Source organism: Cryobacterium sp. TMT2-18-2 (assembly GCF_004402245.1).
GTDB classification, from domain to species: domain Bacteria; phylum Actinomycetota; class Actinomycetes; order Actinomycetales; family Microbacteriaceae; genus Cryobacterium; species Cryobacterium sandaracinum.
This window is the reverse complement of the sequence record NZ_SOFU01000029.1, coordinates 19,842-37,540: the sequence shown is the minus strand read 5'-3', so window position 1 is coordinate 37,540 and position 17,699 is coordinate 19,842. Positions and strand designations below refer to the sequence as shown.

Sequence of the window (17,699 nt, the reverse complement as noted above, 5' to 3'; positions counted from 1 at the left end):
ACAACGAAATCTAGGTCCGGCGGATGTCGACCGAGAGGATGCCGAGGAACATTCCCGACATCGCCGTCTGGAAGCCCAGCATCATGAACAGTGCCGCCGGCACCGCCAGGCGCATCGTGTCAACCGGGTCCTGAGGGCCGAAGCCCGATGCGCCCCACGTGGCCAACTGAACGATCGCGACACCCAGGCCGGCCATGAAGAGAGTGAGCCCGACGACCGCTCCGCTTTCCAGGCTCGCTCGCTCGGCGAACCGCTCGAACGCCTGGCTCCGCGGGAGATGGAACCCCTCGTGCCGGGCGTAGAGCTTGGTCAACAGGGCGAACAACACCGCCTGGTACCCGACGACCGTCAGCGCGGCTAGATACACCTGGCTGGATACGTCCAGTCCGACCCGGCCGATCTCCAGTGGCCCGAACACCAGGGCGACGGTAGCGAGCAGACCGACTGCGAACGCCACCGACCCCGGGATCAGGAATAACCAGCGGGGGTTGAACAACAGCAGGAACCGCAGGTGACGCCATCCGTCGTGCCAGCTCCGCAAATGCGGCGGACGGCTCCGGCCGTCTCTGGACAGGGTGGTCGGTACTTCGCTGACGCGTAACCCGTCGAGGGTGGATTTCACGACGATCTCACTGGCGAACTCCATGCCGGTGGTGATCAGCCCGAGGCCGAGGATCGATTCGCGGTTGAAGCCGCGCAGGCCGCAGTGAAAGTCGCGGATCTCGGAGCGGAACAACATCCGCCCGATCGTCGACAGAACCGGGTTTCCGAGGTATTTGTGCAGGGGCGGCATGGCCCCGGGTTCGATCCCGCCGCGGAACCGGTTGCCCATCACAAGTTCATCGCCGGCCCGGAGCCGTGCCACAAAGGGGTCCAGGGCGCTGAAGTCATAGCTGTCATCCGCGTCGCCCATGATGACATAGGCACCCCGCGCGCCGACGATCCCCCCCATCAGTGCGTTGCCGTAACCCTTCGCCGCAACGGGTACGACCCGGGCGCCGTGGTCGAGGGCAATCTGCTGGGACCCGTCGGTGCTGCCATTGTCGGCGATGACGACCTCGCCCACAATCCCCGCGCCGGAGAGGTAGGCCTGGGCCTTGTCAATGCAGATGGCAAGGGTCTCCGCCTCATTAAGGCAAGGCATGACGATCGAGAGTTCGATAGCGACGACTGCGGATTCGACAGCGGATTCGACAGCGGTGGAGTCGGTCATGATGTCCTTTTGCGAGGGAGAACTGTGGAGATGGTGTGAAACGGGTGAAGCGATTGCAGCCTAACGGAGCGTGACCGCCACCGACTGCGGCGACCGAGACCGGGACCGTCGGAACGAGGCGATAACCACGCAGCAGGTGGTCACCGAATATCCCGCGATCACGCCGGCCGCGGCGGCGCCCGACCCGCTCCAGGCGGGAGTGCCGACGAGCATGACGACGAGTCCTGTCACCAGCCCGGCGATGGAGGCGGCCGTCGCCACCATGGTTCGATCCGTCGTGAGCAGGAAGGCGGTGGCGACGAGGCCGATCGAGAACGCGAACACGCCGATCAGGAGGAGCGCCATGATCGGCCCCGCGGACCGGTAGCCGGCTCCGAAGACGATGCTCACGATGAGGGGGCTGGCCAGCGCGACGGCCCCGAACACGATCCCCAGACCGACGAACATCACCCCGAAGACGCCCAGATAATTTTTCCGTGCTGCCGCCGGGTCGACGGCCGCCCACTCTGAGAACCGCGGAATCAGAACCTGGGTCACCGCCTGGCTCAGCATCGACGCCGGTGTGGCGAGCGCCATCGCCGCCGCGAACAGCCCGGCCCGCGCCGGGGACTCGACGATGAAGACATAGACCATCGCAAACTGAATCAAGCCGTTCGAGGCCAGGAGCCCGAGCGAGTTCCAGGAGATGAGCTTCCAGATGCTGGCCGGTGCGGTGACGCTCTCCTGCTGCAGGCTTTCGTGCCCTCGGTGCGCGCCGCGCAGGGAATGCAAGCCGAACAGGGCGTACCCGATGGCGAGCGGCCAGAGCAGGGCCCACGGCAGTTGCGCGGCCAGGACCACGATCAGCAGAACCATGGTCAGTGCGGAGGAGATGACATCCCACACGGCTGCCGAGGTGATTCGCCCCAGACCGACCTCGATGCCACGCGCGAGAATGTAGCCGGAATACGCGACGATCAGGGCGGCGATCGCGGCCGCATCCGCCGGGTCCGCCCCCAGCACGACGATGCTGACCGGGATGCCGATGGCGAGAATGACCAGGCAGGAAATCCAAAAAGAGCGTTGAATCAGGCGCAGGGCGTGCACCGGGGAGTATCCGAGCGCCCGGGCATGGGAAAGGAAATGGGAGGCCGCGTTGCCTGCCCCGGTCGGCCAGAGCAGGGAGAGGATGAGCGACAGCGCGATCCACGCTGACACCTCTGCAAGCTCGCTCGGCCCCATGAACCGACCGATGAGCACCGTGTACGCGAAACGGGACAGCCCCTGAGCCAGGACGCCTACTGTGGAGAGAGCCGCCTGGGACATGAGCGAGGATGGTTTCACTCGTGAATGCTATCCGGCCATCACGGTGATCCGCCCACTCCGACCCTCGTCGGCCACGAAGGAGATCCCGGTGACACTCGACATCATGATGCCGTTCTACGGTCGTGTCGACCATTTTCAGGCCGCGGTGCGCAGCGTGCTCGCGCAGGTCGACCCGGACTGGCGGCTTGTGGTGATCGACGACCACGACCCCGACGAAACGGCCGGCCGGTGGCTGCGGGGGCTGGCGGACCCCAGAATCATCTACCGTCGTAATCCGGTCAATCTGGGCATCAACGCGAACTTCCAGGCATCGATCGACCTGGCCGAGAACGAGTGGCTGACAATCTTCGGCTGCGACGACGTGATGCTCCCCGACTATGTCGGCCGGATCACCCAGCTGATCCGCGAGCATCCGACGGTGGCCTTCATCCACCCCGGCACACGCGTCATCGACGAGAACGGGCAGGTCAGCACACCCCTCGTCGACCGGGTCAAGTCCCTGTACCGGCCCCGGTTCCACGGTTCACTCGAACTCTCCGGGGAGCCGCTCGCGGTGAGCATCACCCGAGGGAACTGGATGAACTTCCCGGCGATCGCCTGGAACCGCTCCGCGGTCACGGCGGTCGGCTTCCGGCCGGATTTCAGCATCGTGCAGGATCTCGGGCTGGCCCTCGACCTCGCCGTGCGTGGCGGGAGCCTGCTGCTCGACGACCAGGTCATCTTCGAGTACCGTCGCCACGCGTCCAGCGTCTCGTCCTGGCGGGCGGCCGACGGAAGCCGCTTCGCCGAGGAACAGGGCTTCTTCCGTGGCCTCGCGGTCGAGTTCAACGGCCACGGCTGGCCCCATGCGGCGCGAGCCGCACGCCTGCACCTATCGTCGCGGGTGAACGCACTGACCCGAATCCCGGACGCCATGAGGGCCCGGCGCAGCGACGGCATCCGGATTCTGCTGCGTCACGCCCTCGGGCTCACCGTCGCCGCGACGCCCAGAGGCTAGGGCGTAACCACCCGGTAGATCGAGAGGCTGGACTTCGGCAGGTCAAAGGTGCGAACCGAGGACAGGCAGTCCAGATCGAGGCGCTTGTCGTCGGCGAGCACGTAGCCGACCTCTGCCTGGGCGAAGGTGGAACAGGCATCGAAGCTCACGCTGATCTGATCGGCGGCGGGATTGGCAACGACCGGTTCGCCCGGCCCGGCCACCCAGCTCACGCCCGCCAGCCGGTTCCATTGCAGCGTGTACACACCGGCTGGATCGATCGCGCCCCACATTCCGGCAGAGGGCGCGCCCTGAAAACCGTTGTAGGCCCGCACCCCGGACTCGAGCAGCATGGCCGTGGTCAGCCCGCCGCCGACGCCAACCCAGGTTTTCGGAGCCGCCTCGTCCAGGGCGGCGACAGCCTGGGACACGTCAGTTTCCCGCAGGTCGAAAACGCCGCGGTAGATCGGATTGGTTAGGCCGGAGCCGGCAACGGTCACGATCAGAAACGCGGTCGCGGCGAGTTGTGGCCGGCGCCGAGCGACGAAGTAGATAGCCGCGGCCGATAGCAGCGCCCAGAGCCACCACAGCTGCACCGGCTCCAGCATGCCCGGCAGCCGTCGCCAGGCCAGGGCGCCGATGGCAAGCTGGGACAGCAGGAAGGCGGCCGCAGCGGCTCCGGCGAGCCACTTACCGGCCCGCGCCCGGTTCTGGTCGAGGTAGGCGATGACGTAGGCGACCAGGGCGATGGAGGCCAGCCCCATCCCGAGTCGGACCCGATTCGGCGTGGTCTTGTCGAGCAGCAGCAACCGAGCGATCGCATCCCAGCCGGGCAGGTAGAGATACGCCAGCAGCACCGCCACGGCAGTGGCGAGGCCGATCATCGCCCACGGAAGGGTTTTGTGCATCCTCGCCTCCCTGGCGATGATCCAGACGACGACAGGAATCAGGAAGATGCCCAGATAGAAGAACGTCGCGGCCTCGGACGAATTGCCACCGAGAAAACCAGCCCGCTGCTCATTCAAGGCCTGGGTGAACGAGGATCCAACGGCGGAGGCGAAACTCATCGGCCCGTTCCCACCCGTGGGGGTTGACCGGTTCCCCGGATACGCGGTGCCCAGAAAAGCCTGAACCGTTGACAGTTTGGTGGCCAGCCACACCACCGCCACGACGGATGCCGCCACGCCGCCGACGAGGACCGGGACAACGCGTGCCAGCGTCACCGGCCACCCGGCACCCCGGCGCAATTGCTCGATCATCAGGGAAATCCCGAAGAATAAGACCACGACGGCGGCCGGCACGATGAACGGAACGTAGATTCCCATCGCCATCACGACGGTCAGGTAGGCCACGAGTGCGGAGAAGGTCCAGCGCGACCGTCGCGATGGGCTCCGGAATGCCCAGACCAGAGCCGTCATGGTGACAAGCGCCCAAGCGGCCGGCCAGAGTGTAGTCGAGAGATACCACCATTGGAACAACGGGCTGAAGAAGAATCCGACCGCAAGCATGGCCGACACCCCGGGTCGGCGCGGGATGACGGTGAGCAGGAATGCGTACGCCGCGGCTGCGAGAGCAAGCCCGGGCAGCCACCACTTGAAGGCTATGGCGCGGTCGACGTCCATCAGCATGAAGCCCCAGAGGTGAGGCCTGAAGGCGACGGACCAGTCCACCCGGGGGAGGTCCTGCGGCAGGGTCGCGTCCATGCCGCCCGGGAAGGTCTCGTTGGTGAGCGGAAGACCCTGCTCGACCTGCGCGATGGCCCACACCGTCTGCACGTTCCATTCGTCGGAGCGCGTGACCTGCGGGTGGCCGGCGATCAGGTCCGGGTCGGCGCCGTACGACACCTGGCTGAAGAACACGCCGGATGACGAACCGTTGATTCCGAGCGTGACGAGCACGATGCCGAGGATCAGCAGCAGTGCGGGGAATGCGAGCAGGATTCGTAGTCGCGGCAGGCCGTAGGGACCTGGGTCGATTGCGCGACGACAACCGTCCCGACCTGCACGGTATCTGGAGCCCCAACCGACGGCACGCATTCGAGTGTTGTTCACCACGAACCTTTCAAATCCCTGTGCGGGACTCCCCCACGTCGAAGCCCTACCCCTGCCACGGCGCGGACTTGCCTTCTCAGAGTAAAGGATCACAGACGCTAGAGCGGCTGAACCAGGTCCCGCAGAACGTCTTGGGGCCCCAGACCGAACCGCGCGTATCCACCGGTGCGCCACTGACGCAGAACCGGGAGCACACGGCGGAGCCGGGCGCTCGGCAGGGCGCTGCGGGCGCGCTCGTGCGCGGCCTTCGCCGTGATCAGTCGAAGGTACGAGTCGGGCGGAACCGGCATCAGGCCCCGTGCGCGTTCATCCAGCGCCTCGGCCCGGGCCAGCAGACGCGAGTTGCGTAGCGTGCGCGGCGTCCGCAGCCTGGACAGTCGGCCGGCGGCATCCAGACTGGTTACGCCGATCTGGTTGCCGCCGTGTTGCCGGTAGTCGACCAGGGCGTCGTCCAGGAAATCCATGGTCCCTGTCGCCGCGGCGACGATCGCCAGCCATTCGTCGTGCACCCACGCTGCCGGGAATGGTCGTGCCCGCTGCACCAGCCCGCGGCGCAGCATTACGGTGGCGCCGGTGACGATGTTGCGGCGTAAGAGCACGTCGAATGCGCGCCCCTGATGCACGTCCCTCTTCTCGTCGGCCGTCACGCCGAGGGTCTGCAGGAGCGTGCTGCCCAGCGGCATCCCCCGGCCGTCGACCAGGCGTGCGTCAGAGTGGAGCAGTTGCAGTTCGGGGCGCCCGGCGAATTCTGCCGCCATGACCTCGAGCCGGCGGGGGTACCAGACGTCGTCCTGGTCGCTCAGAGCACACAACTCGCCGGAGCAGGCGGCCAGGGCCTGCTCGAAATTCGCCGCCACCCCGAGGGGAACCTGATTGCGGATGACCCGCAGGGTGGCGGTCGAATCCGGCCGGACGGAGCGCCATTCGGCGAACGCTCGATCGGCCACCTCGAGGGTGTCATCGGTGGAGGCGTCATCGGACAGGACTACTTCGTGGGGCTGCCTGGACTGGTTCAGGATGCTGAGCAATTGCTCCCGCAGATAGGGCGCGCCGTTGTGGGTGCACAGCGCGACGGACACGGTGAGGCTCAATTCGGTTCCGGTCACTGGTGGATCGTCTTCGGGGAATCAGTGTTCGGAGAAGCAGTGGTCGGGGAAGCGGAGGTTCTCCCGCCGGCGTCCTCCGGCGGGCGAACCTCGAGCGAGAATCGCCACAGGGCTCCCAGGTGGAACGCCAAACCGACGACGGGCCCGACCGAGAGCGCGAGCGCCGCCTTCGCGTCGAGTCCGACCGGCACGAACAACATCCCGATCGAGACGACGGATGCGAGTACCCACCCTGCTGCGTAGCTGCGGTGTCTCCCCCCGGCGAGCAGGGCCGGCCCGGTCACGCAGAGCGCCCCGATGAAGCCCGACGACACGACGAGGGGCACGAGCGCCGCGGTCGGGAGTGCAAAATCCGACCCGATGATCGTGGCGAAGGCCGCTGTGCCCCAGAGGAACGTCGCCACGGCGAGAACCGCCATGGTGAGCACGATCAGGCCGCACGCTCTGCCGATTAGGGGCCAGGGCCTGGCAGGGGACCCGGTGAAGCGGGTGACCAGATAGCTCTGCAACGCCATCAGCGGCACCAGCACCGGTGCCCGGGTGATCGTGATGGCCAGGATCAGCGCGCCCAGTTCCGCTTTCTCGTCCGGGGCGGCGAAGAAGGCCAGCACCAGGGGGAAGCCGTTGACGATCAGCGCCGTCGCCGAGGCAGCGAGCATCGTCTGGGCGGAGTTCGAAATGAGGCGTCGGTACGTCAGCGGTGACGCCGAGAAACGGATCAGCGGTCGCGGCGAGACGAGGAAGACCAGCCCCAGCGCGACGGGGAAAGGGATGATCACGGCCCAGGCGAGCGCAGCCGGATCTCCACCCAGACCGAGCGCGACGACAACGGCGAGAAGTCGCACGACACCATCGAGGGCGATGATCGCGGCCAGGTGACGCCAGAGTCTGGCCCCGGCCAGCACTCCGCTGAGGGTGGCCACGACGGCGTTGGCCGCCGAGCCCAGGGCGACCTGCACGACGAGAGCGGCATTGCCCGTTCCCAGTGTGCGCGGCGCCCACCACAGCCCGGTGAGCACAACGACGACGCCCACGACGAGTGCCACGCCACCGGCGAACATCCACAGGGAGCTCCGGCGCACCGCACCCTCGGGTCGCATCAGCGCGCTCGCCGTGGCACGGGTCGTCTCCTGCTGGATCCCGAACAGCACGCCCACGATCAGGAACAGTGCCGACCAGAACACACCGAAAACCGAGTAGTCCGCGGCGCCGAGCGCCCGGGCAACCAGCCACATCACCAGATAACCGGAGACACCGGAGACGAGGGTGGCGACCAGCACCCACATCACGGAGGGCGACGACGGAACGCGTGATCGGGTAGCCGACTCATCCGTCATGGGGTTCCTCCCTCCCGCAGGGCCGGAATGGTGTTCGTGGCAGTTGCCACGCGCCTGTGCACCGGAGCGGCCGCCCGATTCGCGGGCGTCTCCCGGGGGAAACGTAGACTGTCGTAAGAATTGTCGACAGGCACGCACTCATGCTCTGCCGATGATCGCGTCGCTTCCATCGAATCCGTTAGAGAGTCTAGTCAGAATGCCACCACCGCTCCCGACGGCTCCGCCCTCGATCGACCTGATGATGCCTTTCTACGGCGACCCGGCGCTCTTCCGCCTGGCGGTGGAGAGCATCCTCGGCCAAACCGATCCCCTCTGGCGCCTCGTCGTCATCGACGACCAGTACCCGGACGACGAACCGGGACGGTGGCTCGAAGGGCTGGCCGACCCACGCATCAGCTATCTCCGCAACGAGACCAACCTGGGTGTGAGCGGCAACTTCAGGAAGTGCGCCGCCCTGGCCACCGCCGACTTCACCACCATCGTCGGCTGCGACGACCTGTTGCTGCCCAACTATGTGACCCGCCTTCGTCAGTTGCTGGCCACCTTCCCCCACGCGGACTTCGTGCAGCCGGGCGTGCGCGTGATGGACGCCGCCGGCGCCGATTCTTTCCCGCTGGCCGACCAAGTCAAGCGCCTCTGCCGCCCACACGCCGACGGTCCGGTGGAACTGTCAGGGGAAGTCCTGGCCGCGAGCCTGATGCGTGGCACATGGACCTATTTCCCGTCCATCGCCTGGCGCACGAGCCTGCTGAAGAGGCACGGTTTCCGGGAAGACCTAGACGTGGCACTCGACCTCGCACTCGAGATCGACATCATCGTGAGCGGCGGTCGGCTGGTGTTGGACGACACGCCCAGCTTCCGCTACCGACGGCACTCCGGAAGCGTGTCCTCCTGGACCGCTCATGACGGCTCCCGGTTCGTCGAGGAGCGCCGATACTTCCTGGAATGTGCCGAGCAGATGACGGCGCTCGGCTGGAATCACGCAGCCCGAGTCGCGGTGCGCCACGTGTCTTCCCGCCTGAACGCGCTGACGCGCGTGCCGGCGTCCGTCAAGGCCGGAGACGTTCATGGTCTCCGGATCCTTGTGAATCACGCATTCGGCAGGCCCTATTTCCGTTCCGGGATCCGTTCCGCTGCTCCGAGGGCTGTGACCCCCGGTGAGTAAACTCGGTCCCATGTCGTCTCGCCTGGACCAAACGCTGATTGTGATGCCCGCGTTTAACGAGGAAGAAGCCGTCGGCGATGTCGTGCGGGAGGTGCTCGCCGCCCTGCCCGGCGTGCGCTGCCTGGTCGTCAATGACGGTTCCACCGACAACACCACCGAGGTCGCGCGGGCGGCCGGTGCCACGGTCGCCGAGCTACCGGTCAATCTGGGTGTCGGCGGGGCCATGCGCCTGGGCTTCAAATATGCGCTCGCCCACGGCCTGGACAACGTGGTCCAGATCGATTCCGACGGCCAGCACGATCCCGCGAATGTGCTGGCTCTCCTGGATCGACTGTACTCGGCCGATCTCGTGATCGGAGCGAGATTCGCCGGGGAGGGCGACTACGACGCACGCGGGCCCCGGCGTTGGGCCATGCGTTTCCTGGCCGCGATCCTGAGCCGTGTCGCGCGCACGAAGCTCACCGACACGACCTCGGGTTTCAAGGCCAGCGGGCCGCGCGCGGTACGGCTGTTCGCCAGCCACTATCCCGCTGAGTACCTCGGCGACACAATCGAAGCCCTGGTGATCGCGGCCCGGGCCGGCTGTGTGGTCGTGCAGGTTCCGGTCGCCATGCGCCCGCGCGCCGGCGGCGTCCCCTCCCACAATCCCTTTCGGGCCGCCGCGTATCTCGGGAGAGCGTTCATCGCCCTGGGTTTCGCGTTGGTTCGCCCTTCAGCCGCACTCCAACCCAAGGTTTAGTCGGACATGAATATCGTCAGTTACGTCTTCGGCATCCTTGCCGCCCTCTTCACGCTCGTCGTGGTGATCGAGATGCTGCGCCGCCGGCGCCTCCGGGAACGACATGCCGTCTGGTGGGTGATCGCGGGCCTGCTGGCCCTGATGGTCGGCATCTTCCCGAGCATCCTCGACTGGGCCGCGGCTCTGGTCGGGGTCGACGTTCCCACGAACCTGGTCTTCTTCGTGAGCATCACCGTGCTCTTCCTGGTCTGCATCCAGACCAGCGCGGAACTGACCGGCATCGAGAGCCAGACCCGCACCCTAGTCGAGATGTCCGCACTGCAGGATCTCCGGATCCGCGAGCTCGAAGCCCGGCTCGAGTCAGAGTCGTCCAGCCGGCCCGACGGCCGAGGTGAAATCTAGTTCATCGGGGCGGGCAGATCTCCCAGAACGACGGTGTACTTCGACGTCGGACAGGCCTCCTCGAGCTCAGCTTGCAGTTTCCCGTCCCTGGTATGGACATTGACGCCACCGCCCCAGGTATCGATCATGGCGCAGAGCTGGATCGGCTCCGTCGCGTTCAAGTAGTAAGAGTGGTACCGGATCGGGTCCTCGGCTGAGGATGCCGAGAGTTGCAGCAACCATCCGTTGACGAAGTAGTCGTCTGAAGGATCCTGGGCATACCGGGCGACAACATTCTTCTCCCCAGGTGTACTCAGTGTGAACAGGGTAGGGATGGCCGCATCGCGCGCGCTGGCCCCGAGCCCTCGGACAATGTCGGCAAGAGGAACCAGTGCCCCGATCCGATTCAGTGAGGGAGGCACACTCCCCAGCACTGCTCCCACGAGCACGAGGATACCGACAACACCCGCGGCCGCATTGAGCCCCAGCGTGGAGCTATGACTGAGCCGGCCCAGGACTATGGCGAGTAGCACCACGACAAGTAGAATACTCAGGAACCACACGAACTTGGCTGGGTAATAGCCCCACCACTTCGTGGCCGCATCCCGAAGTTGCCAACCGAGGTAGCCGTAGGTGAGCAGGCCGGCCAGGGAGATCAGGATGACCCCGACGAGTTCGTGCCGCGACGTGGCGTCCCCGGTGCCGATCGCACCGGCGAAGACGACCGCGCCGATCAGAATGAACAGGATCGCGGGGATGACCGGCGCCATCGCGCCACCGCCAGAGAGAGCGCCACCGTCGCGGCGGAGGTCTTCCAGCGTCACGAAGCCGACATAGGCGGGGACCTGAAGAACCGAGGCCGCGCAAATCGCTCGGGTGGGCAACGATGCGTGCCTAAGTTCCGCCCAGGAATACCGGAGAAAACCGACGATCCCCAGAAAAAGGGGGGCGACTGCCAGGGGCGCCCAGGACGCCAGCAGAACGGTTGTGAGCAGAAAGAGGAGGGCAGCCGCCCACAATCTCGCCTGAGGGAGTTCGGTCCAAAGCAGCCAGCAAAGGAGGAGGAGGGCGATACTCGGCGAGACGTTGTAAAAACCGTACTGAAACGAGAATCCAGCCACATACCAGGAGGTGACGAACCCACCGGCAAGCATCGTCGCAAGAAGGCGCAACCACGGATGTTGCCCACTCACGGATCGGGCCACGACAAGGCCGGCAAGAAAACTGGCCACGAGGATGGCGAGGACCCAGAGCTGGGCCGCTCTCGTCACATCGTGATTGAGCAGCTCTGTCGCAGCGGTTGCGTTCCGCCCAGGAGCGAACGATGCGGCCATGAGAACCCCCGTCAAAGGGGAGGAGTTCGGGTGCACCCCCGGGAGCAGTCCCCCGTCGATGAACAGGTTCCGGGCCGTCACCGTGTTCCAGATCGCATCGCTGTTCATCGCCCACGACAGCATGCGGCCGCTCGTGCCGACGCTGAGCAGCACTGCGGCCAGCCCCCCGGCCGCTGGAACGATCGCCGCCAGACCGGCGGTCCGGAGCCCCGCACGGGACGGCCTGCACAGTGGCGCTCCCTGGGCGAGCAAACCAACGACGGCTGTGAGCCCCAGCGCGGCGAGCACCACCGTGTTTCCCTCGGCGAACCCGATACCCAGTATCGGGTACACACGGACTGCGCAAATCAGGAGCAGGAGCGGAATGACCAGGGAAAAGGCGATTGCCACGATCCAGCGAGTGTATTGTCCGGCCCACAGACAGAGCGCGATGCCAACTGACGCGACGAGCACCCACACGGTCAGCCCGCTCAGTGAAAGCGCCGCACCGGCCGCGATCAGGGCCACGCAAACCCCTGCTAGGCCTGGAAATCGGCCTGCCCGACGGATGGCCACGAGATGTGCCTTTCGATTGGTCTGAATCGTCGACGGAATCGACCATCAACCGGTCTCGACTCTACAATATGAGGGCGCGGCTTCCGTTCGGAGAGCCCTGGATCGCACGCCCCGGAGCCATGCCTAGAACCTATTCGACCCGTGCATCGCACATTCGCCGCTCGCGCCTTCTGACGTTTCTGCTCAGCTTCGCCATGATCTTCGCGCTGACGCTCATCTGGGCCGTGGCGACACCGCCCATGGCGAGTCCCGACGAACCCGCGCACGCAATGCGTGCCGCGGCCGCCGCGCTCGGACAGCTCGAAGGCACACCCTCGACGACGGTTCCGGGATCGGCAGACGTCACGGTGCCACGCTACTTCGCCGAGGCAGAGGAACACCTCAACTGCTACCGACGCCAGATCCTCGTCACTCCCTCCTGCGTAACACCCGTCGGTGACCCGACGGCACTCGTCATCGGCCACACGACTGCGGCGGCTCTCAACCCTCCCCTGTTCTACGTCACCGTCGGGTGGCCCGCTACGTTCCTGGACGGCGCGAAGGCCCTGTACGCGATGAGGGCACTGAGCGCGCTGGTCTGCGCGGCTCTGCTCGCCGTCGCTTTCACAGCCCTGCGTCGCTCCAGCTGGTCCGTCCTGGCCATGGCCGTGGCAACGACACCGATGGTCCTCTTCCTATCTGGCACAGTCAATCCGAACGGGATGGAAGCATGCGCGGCGGTGGCGGCTTTCGCCCTTCTCACGACCACACTGCGCACCGAATCGACCGGATGGATCTTGATTCAGCGCGTTGCTCTGATCACGATGAGCTCGATCCTCCTGATCAATACCCGCAGCCTCTCCCTCGTCTGGTTGTTGATCATCGCCGTGGTCTCGCTGCTACTGGCCAAGCCGGATGTCCTCCGCAGCGTGCTCCGGGCCCCCGCGACCTGGCTGGGTTCCGCACTCATCGGGGCGACGGCCGTCTGGGCGCTCCGGTTCTATCTCCGTCCCCAGGATCTCACTCTGACGTACAGTCCCATTGGCGCCGGAGGCAGCTGGGAGTCGGGATTCTTCACCACCCTCGACCGCACCTTCGAATACGGCCTTGGCTGGATCGGCCATTTCGGCTGGCTGGACACACCGGCTCCCATGTTCACGCTCCTCATCTGGACCCTGACCGCCGGAATGATCATTCTGGCTGGGCTGGTCCTCGGCTCATGGCGCGTACGCACGGGTCTGATTCTCATCGCCCTGGTGATGATTCTGCTGCCGGCTTTGCTTCAGGCCGCTCTCGTTCAGGACGTCGGCTACGTCTGGCAGGGCCGCTACACCATCGCGTTGTTCATGGTGGCCCTCGTTGCGGCTGGAATCGGTTTGGGCGACTCCGTGGTCTTTCCGACTGCCGGATCACCCACTTGTCGACTGATCGTTGCCGGTGCGGTCGCACTCGGACTCGGTCACATTGCAGCGTTCGTCTGGGCGCTCAAGCGCTACGTGGTCAGCTTGTCCTGGGACCTTACCTGGATCGATATGCTGACCAACCCGACGTGGCTGCCCCCCGGTGGTTGGATACCCCTCGGAGTGGCCTATTCCGCTCTGATCACTGCCGGTACGTTCCTGCTGATCGCGGCTGTAGCCTCATCAGCCCAACTAGGCGAAGAGGACCGCGCCGGCGAAGACAGTGCCGCCGATCGCGAGAGTGACCCAGGGTCCGGTCCTGGAAAAGCGTGAAAAGTACAGGGCGATGCACGCCATAAAAGCAGGCAGGAGCGCCATCCCGTATCTGGCCGGCAAAGGGAAATAGAACCCGGCGCTCAGATAGACGGCCATGGCCAGCGCTGGCCCCAACAGAAGCGCAGCAACCAGCGTGGCCACAGCGAGGCTGGTCGTCGTCGCGGGCCGAGACTGCCACTCGACGATCAGCCCGATGACCGAGGCGATCACCACGAGCGTCAAGGTGTTCGTGAGTACGATCCCGAAAGTGGTCGGCACGGCGTCTGTCTGCCCGACCGTGCGCAGGAACCTGAAGACCTCGTCCAGAAGTCCCTGCAGCGACAGCGGCAACCGAACCGAGTCAACGACTGCGGCCGGTACCCCCGGAACGGCGTTTGCTGATCGAACCAGGAGCCAGCCGACTTGCGCCGCGGCTCCGGACACAACGGCCAGGATGGCACCCAGGACGCGCTTGTCCGTGACCAGTCGGGTCAGAAACCCGCGCCCGGAGGCGCGGCTCTGAGGCCCAAGAGCCTCAAGGAGTCCGAGCACGAGCAGGGCTATCCCCGCGACGATCACTGCGGCCAGATTCTGCACTTTGAATAGCACGGCGACAATACTTATGGCGGGAAGCCAGAACAGATTGATTCGCCGCTTGGCAACGAGCACTGCAACGCACCCCACCGCCGCAGCGATTCCGAGGGTAGGAGCGTCCGTGCTGATGTACACGCTCGCCCAGAGGACCGCCGGGGTCGACAAGACGACCAGCGACAGACCGAGAGCACTCAGACGGTGGATGCGCAGAAGCCGGAGAAGAACGTACACGCCGACGGTTCCCAACGACAGCCAGAGGCCTCCGATGAACCGACCCGCATCCAATAACCCGACGCCCAGGAGCGTCAGCGGCTGGGCTGCGGCCCAGGTAATCGCAAAATACAATGGCGCGTAGATGCTGGCGCCTGTTCCACCGTCGTAAGGATACTTGCCGTCGTTGTTGTGAAAACCGGTGTCACAGCCTTCGCCGTATGCCCCGTAATACTGAACACCGCGGCAACTGATGGCGTTTCGTGCTTCCGCGCCGGTCTCATCACCGGTGTAGACGATTCCCTGAGTGGGTACCTTGGCCAGATAGTCCAGATAAACGAACTCATCGAAGGGAGAAAAGGCAGTCTGTTCGGCCACATGTGACGAGACGAATCCGACGCTGGCGAGGATCAGAACAATGATCGGGAAAACGGCGGAACGTACGATCTTCATTAGCGTGGCTCTCACTGGTCCTACCGTAGCCGACGTGCCGGATTCTCTGTACCTGGTTCGCTGGCGCGCGAGCGGGCTCACCGCGTGGGGCGGATGCGGCTCTTGACCTTCTTGAGCACGACGCCTAGCCCCCCGTTGCGGAGGTAGTGAACGAACAGGCCTGCGTCATGGCGAAGTCCGTGCTTCTTCCGCCGCACGGCGGGGCGACGCGAGGAAAGATCCCCCGCACCGACCACGCCGCTGGCCACAAGATCCGCCGCATGAGCTGGCTTCCCCACGAAATCGACGAGGGGAGCGAGCACCGTGTCCCATTCATAGTCAGCTCGCACACGGGCGATGTTCTTCCGGGCTGCCTCAATGAAGGCCTCGTCGAAGAGGACCGTCTCAAGTGCCGAGACAAGCGCGGCAACGTCGGCCGGCGGCACGACGATTCCCAGTTGCTCCCTTGCGACGAGTTCCGCGAAGTGGTCGCCCTCGGTGACAACCATGGGCAGGCCGGCCCACAGATAGTCGAGGATCCTGGTGCGGAATGAGAAGGTAGTCTCCACATGGGCGAAATGCGTGCTGACACCCGCATCAGCCTCACCGAGGAAGTTGTGCCGGTCAGCATAGTCAACCCAGGAGGGGTTGAAGAAGACGAATCGGTCCAGCGAGCCCAGCTCGCTCGCAAGCGCGCGGGACTCCGCAACGATCCCCATCTCGGGTACCCCAGGGTGCGGGTGCTTGGTGCCTTGGAAGAACAGACGGACGTTGTCGTGCCGCTCCGCCACGTCAGCAACCGCACGAATGAGCGTCTTGGGATCAAACCAGTTGTAGAGGCCCCCGCTCCACAGCAATACCTTGTCCTTGGCTCCAATACCGGGGAGAACGCCCTTGAGTACGGGCTTGGTCGCTGGAGGGAAAATCTCATTGAGGCCGAAGGGAACCACGCTGATCAAGCCGGTCAGATCAGGATCGTTGGCGTAGTTGGCGGGATTGACACGGCCGAGTGCCGCAAGCTGACCCAGGTAGAAGTGCCGCTGACGCTCCGACGCACACAGGAAGAAATCGCCGCGGCTGAGCTGCTCATTGAGCACGTCCGTCGCATCGACCACCTGCTTGTTCCACTGAACTGTTCCCTGCTCTCTGCCCTGCTCAAGCTGCTCGAGGTGCATGGGATCGTAGATGTCGGCGACGATGATCTTGGTCGAGTTTCGAAGCGAATCGAAGAGGGCCATCGCAAGCCCCTGGAAAACGATCACGTCGGCCGACTGTTCCAGGCGGCGCATGGCTCGATCGTCCCCGGGGCGCACATGAACGATGTCGAAGGGCGCGGACACCGGTTCGGCACCGGCGAGGGTGACGAGGGTGACGACGTTGTTGCGTGACAGCGCCTCGGCCATGTTCCAGGCACGGATGGCCGGACCGGCCATCTTTGCGCCAATGGGGTCACCCGTGATGATGAGCACGCGGGTGACCACCGGAGAGGCGGTGACACCGAACGTCGTGACGATCTTGTCGTAGCCCTCGAGGTAGTGCTCGGATTGGTATGACGGAGCGTCAACCTCGCCGAACAACTCCCAGATCCGGTTATCGGCGACGACCCGCGAGGACTGGACCTTGTCTCGGGCCTGCTTGAGGGACGGAAGGTTCTCGACGAACTGGTCGATGGCGTAGACGCCCGCCACGGTCTCGCGGGAAATCTGCATGTCCGGCTCGTTGTCACCCCCCTTCCGCAAATCGAATGAGGTCGAGTCGAGGTCGCCGCGCGACACAGCCCGCCGTACTGCCAATGCCAGGGTGGCGGGCAGGAGCCGGGCCAGGGCTTCGTCCCCCAGATTCTTGTATTGCGCGAAGAGTGCATTGCGCTCGAGCAGGTAGGTCTCCTTGAAAGAGCCGAAGGAAGACATCGATGCGTGGTGTTTGTGGAATGCCAGGGAGGCAGGTTCATACACGAACCGCCACCCTCGCAAGTTGAGTCGCCAACCTAGGTCGACATCCTCGAAGAACATGAAGAAGCGCTCGTCGAATCCCCCGAGCGCGTCGTACACGCTTCTCCGGACAAACATCGCGGAGCCCGTCCCGAAGAGCACGTCGTGCACCTGGTCGGGCTGGGACGGCACTTCCTGAGCGGTGAGCGGCTTATAGCCCTGGCCGAACCACGTCATCGCGGAGCCGATGTAGTCGACGAGCTTGCCGTCCCAGTCGAGCACCCGGCTAGCCACGGCACCGATTGCCGGGCTCTCCTCGAAACGCGCGACGGCCGAACGGATCCATCCCGCATCCGGCTTCGCATCGTTGTTGAGGAAGGCGAGGAACTCTCCTGAGGAGGCTTTCACCCCCAAATTGCATCCGCCCGCGAACCCGAGGTTCTTCTTCGACTCAATCAATTTCACCTGGGGAACAGCAGCGCGCAGGCGCGTCACGCTGTCGTCCCCGGATGCGTTCTCGACAACGATGATCTCGAGCCGCTCTGACGGCCAGTCCAGACCGCCCAGTTGGCGGATCGCCTCGATCGTGTCGTCTGTACCCCGAAAATTGACTAGAACGACGGAGACAACTCCCTGTTGCGGGTTTGACATGCAAGCCTTCCTGTTGAGTGCGGCA

Annotated in this window: 13 protein-coding genes; 5 read left to right on the top strand and 8 right to left on the bottom strand. The window is 65.1% G+C overall.

Going from position 1 to position 17,699, the window contains the following annotated elements:
* Positions 1 to 10 precede the first annotated feature (10 nt).
* On the bottom strand, positions 11 to 1,213 hold the full coding sequence (locus E3O22_RS09510; protein WP_198410593.1) for a glycosyltransferase family 2 protein: 1,203 nt from the start codon (positions 1,211 to 1,213) through the stop codon (positions 11 to 13).
* 60 nt (positions 1,214 to 1,273) lie between these two features.
* Positions 1,274 to 2,536 carry a lipopolysaccharide biosynthesis protein gene (locus E3O22_RS09505; RefSeq protein WP_134394077.1) on the bottom strand — a complete coding sequence of 421 codons (1,263 nt, stop codon included), beginning with the start codon at positions 2,534 to 2,536 and terminating at the stop codon, positions 1,274 to 1,276.
* Between the two features lie 70 nt (positions 2,537 to 2,606).
* Here E3O22_RS09505 and E3O22_RS09500 point away from each other — a divergent pair, with 70 nt between their 5' ends.
* A complete protein-coding gene (locus E3O22_RS09500; RefSeq protein WP_134394078.1) occupies positions 2,607 to 3,515 on the top strand; it encodes a glycosyltransferase in 909 nt (302 codons plus the stop codon).
* Here E3O22_RS09500 and E3O22_RS09495 read toward each other — a convergent pair.
* The 3 genes from E3O22_RS09495 to E3O22_RS09485 form a co-directional block, all read right to left on the bottom strand.
* Complete coding sequence (locus tag E3O22_RS09495; RefSeq protein WP_134394079.1) at positions 3,512 to 5,545, bottom strand: hypothetical protein; 2,034 nt, start codon at positions 5,543 to 5,545, stop codon at positions 3,512 to 3,514. The genes E3O22_RS09500 and E3O22_RS09495 overlap by 4 nt on opposite strands.
* A gap of 98 nt (positions 5,546 to 5,643) precedes the next feature.
* Positions 5,644 to 6,651 (bottom strand): glycosyltransferase family 2 protein, encoded by a 1,008-nt coding sequence (locus E3O22_RS09490; RefSeq protein ID WP_241976600.1) that lies wholly within the window; start codon positions 6,649 to 6,651, stop codon positions 5,644 to 5,646.
* A complete protein-coding gene (locus E3O22_RS09485) occupies positions 6,648 to 7,988 on the bottom strand; it encodes a lipopolysaccharide biosynthesis protein (RefSeq protein WP_174722055.1) in 1,341 nt (446 codons plus the stop codon). Before E3O22_RS09485 ends, E3O22_RS09490 begins: the two co-directional genes overlap by 4 nt.
* Before the next feature lie 196 nt (positions 7,989 to 8,184).
* Here E3O22_RS09485 and E3O22_RS09480 point away from each other — a divergent pair, with 196 nt between their 5' ends.
* Genes E3O22_RS09480 through E3O22_RS09470 form a run of 3 tightly spaced genes read left to right on the top strand, consistent with a single transcriptional unit; the run spans position 8,185 to position 10,294 of the window.
* Entirely contained in the window at positions 8,185 to 9,153 is a 969-nt protein-coding gene (locus E3O22_RS09480) for a glycosyltransferase (protein WP_198410592.1), read from the top strand.
* 10 nt (positions 9,154 to 9,163) lie between these two features.
* Positions 9,164 to 9,892: a glycosyltransferase family 2 protein gene (locus E3O22_RS09475; protein ID WP_134372227.1), complete on the top strand. Its 729-nt coding sequence runs from the start codon at positions 9,164 to 9,166 to the stop codon at positions 9,890 to 9,892.
* Between the two features lie 6 nt (positions 9,893 to 9,898).
* Positions 9,899 to 10,294 (top strand): DUF2304 domain-containing protein, encoded by a 396-nt coding sequence (locus tag E3O22_RS09470; protein ID WP_134394080.1) that lies wholly within the window; start codon positions 9,899 to 9,901, stop codon positions 10,292 to 10,294.
* On the opposite strand, the gene E3O22_RS09465 is transcribed toward E3O22_RS09470, so the two are convergent.
* On the bottom strand, positions 10,291 to 11,997 hold the full coding sequence (locus E3O22_RS09465; protein ID WP_134394081.1) for a hypothetical protein: 1,707 nt from the start codon (positions 11,995 to 11,997) through the stop codon (positions 10,291 to 10,293). The two genes, E3O22_RS09470 and E3O22_RS09465, sit on opposite strands and share 4 nt — an antisense overlap.
* A 284-nt stretch (positions 11,998 to 12,281) precedes the next feature.
* On the opposite strand from E3O22_RS09465, the gene E3O22_RS09460 reads away from it, so the two are divergent.
* Complete coding sequence (locus E3O22_RS09460; protein WP_166784611.1) at positions 12,282 to 13,874, top strand: DUF2142 domain-containing protein; 1,593 nt, start codon at positions 12,282 to 12,284, stop codon at positions 13,872 to 13,874.
* On the opposite strand, the gene E3O22_RS09455 is transcribed toward E3O22_RS09460, so the two are convergent.
* Positions 13,794 to 15,194 carry a hypothetical protein gene (locus tag E3O22_RS09455; protein WP_134394083.1) on the bottom strand — a complete coding sequence of 467 codons (1,401 nt, stop codon included), beginning with the start codon at positions 15,192 to 15,194 and terminating at the stop codon, positions 13,794 to 13,796. The genes E3O22_RS09460 and E3O22_RS09455 overlap by 81 nt on opposite strands.
* Positions 15,191 to 17,674, bottom strand: coding sequence for a glycosyltransferase (locus tag E3O22_RS09450; RefSeq protein ID WP_134394084.1), 2,484 nt, complete (start codon positions 17,672 to 17,674; stop codon positions 15,191 to 15,193). The genes E3O22_RS09455 and E3O22_RS09450 overlap by 4 nt, the downstream gene beginning before the upstream one ends.
* Between the last annotated feature and the right edge of the window lie 25 nt (positions 17,675 to 17,699).

Coding starts and splice junctions, on each gene's coding strand:
- E3O22_RS09510 (WP_198410593.1), bottom strand. CDS start 1,213: ATGACCGACTCCACCGCTGTCGAATCCGCTGTCGAATCCGCAGTCGTC.
- E3O22_RS09485 (WP_174722055.1), bottom strand. CDS start 7,988: ATGACGGATGAGTCGGCTACCCGATCACGCGTTCCGTCGTCGCCCTCC.
- E3O22_RS09480 (WP_198410592.1), top strand. CDS start 8,185: ATGCCACCACCGCTCCCGACGGCTCCGCCCTCGATCGACCTGATGATG.
- E3O22_RS09475 (WP_134372227.1), top strand. CDS start 9,164: ATGTCGTCTCGCCTGGACCAAACGCTGATTGTGATGCCCGCGTTTAAC.
- E3O22_RS09470 (WP_134394080.1), top strand. CDS start 9,899: ATGAATATCGTCAGTTACGTCTTCGGCATCCTTGCCGCCCTCTTCACG.
- E3O22_RS09460 (WP_166784611.1), top strand. CDS start 12,282: ATGCCTAGAACCTATTCGACCCGTGCATCGCACATTCGCCGCTCGCGC.
- E3O22_RS09450 (WP_134394084.1), bottom strand. CDS start 17,674: ATGTCAAACCCGCAACAGGGAGTTGTCTCCGTCGTTCTAGTCAATTTT.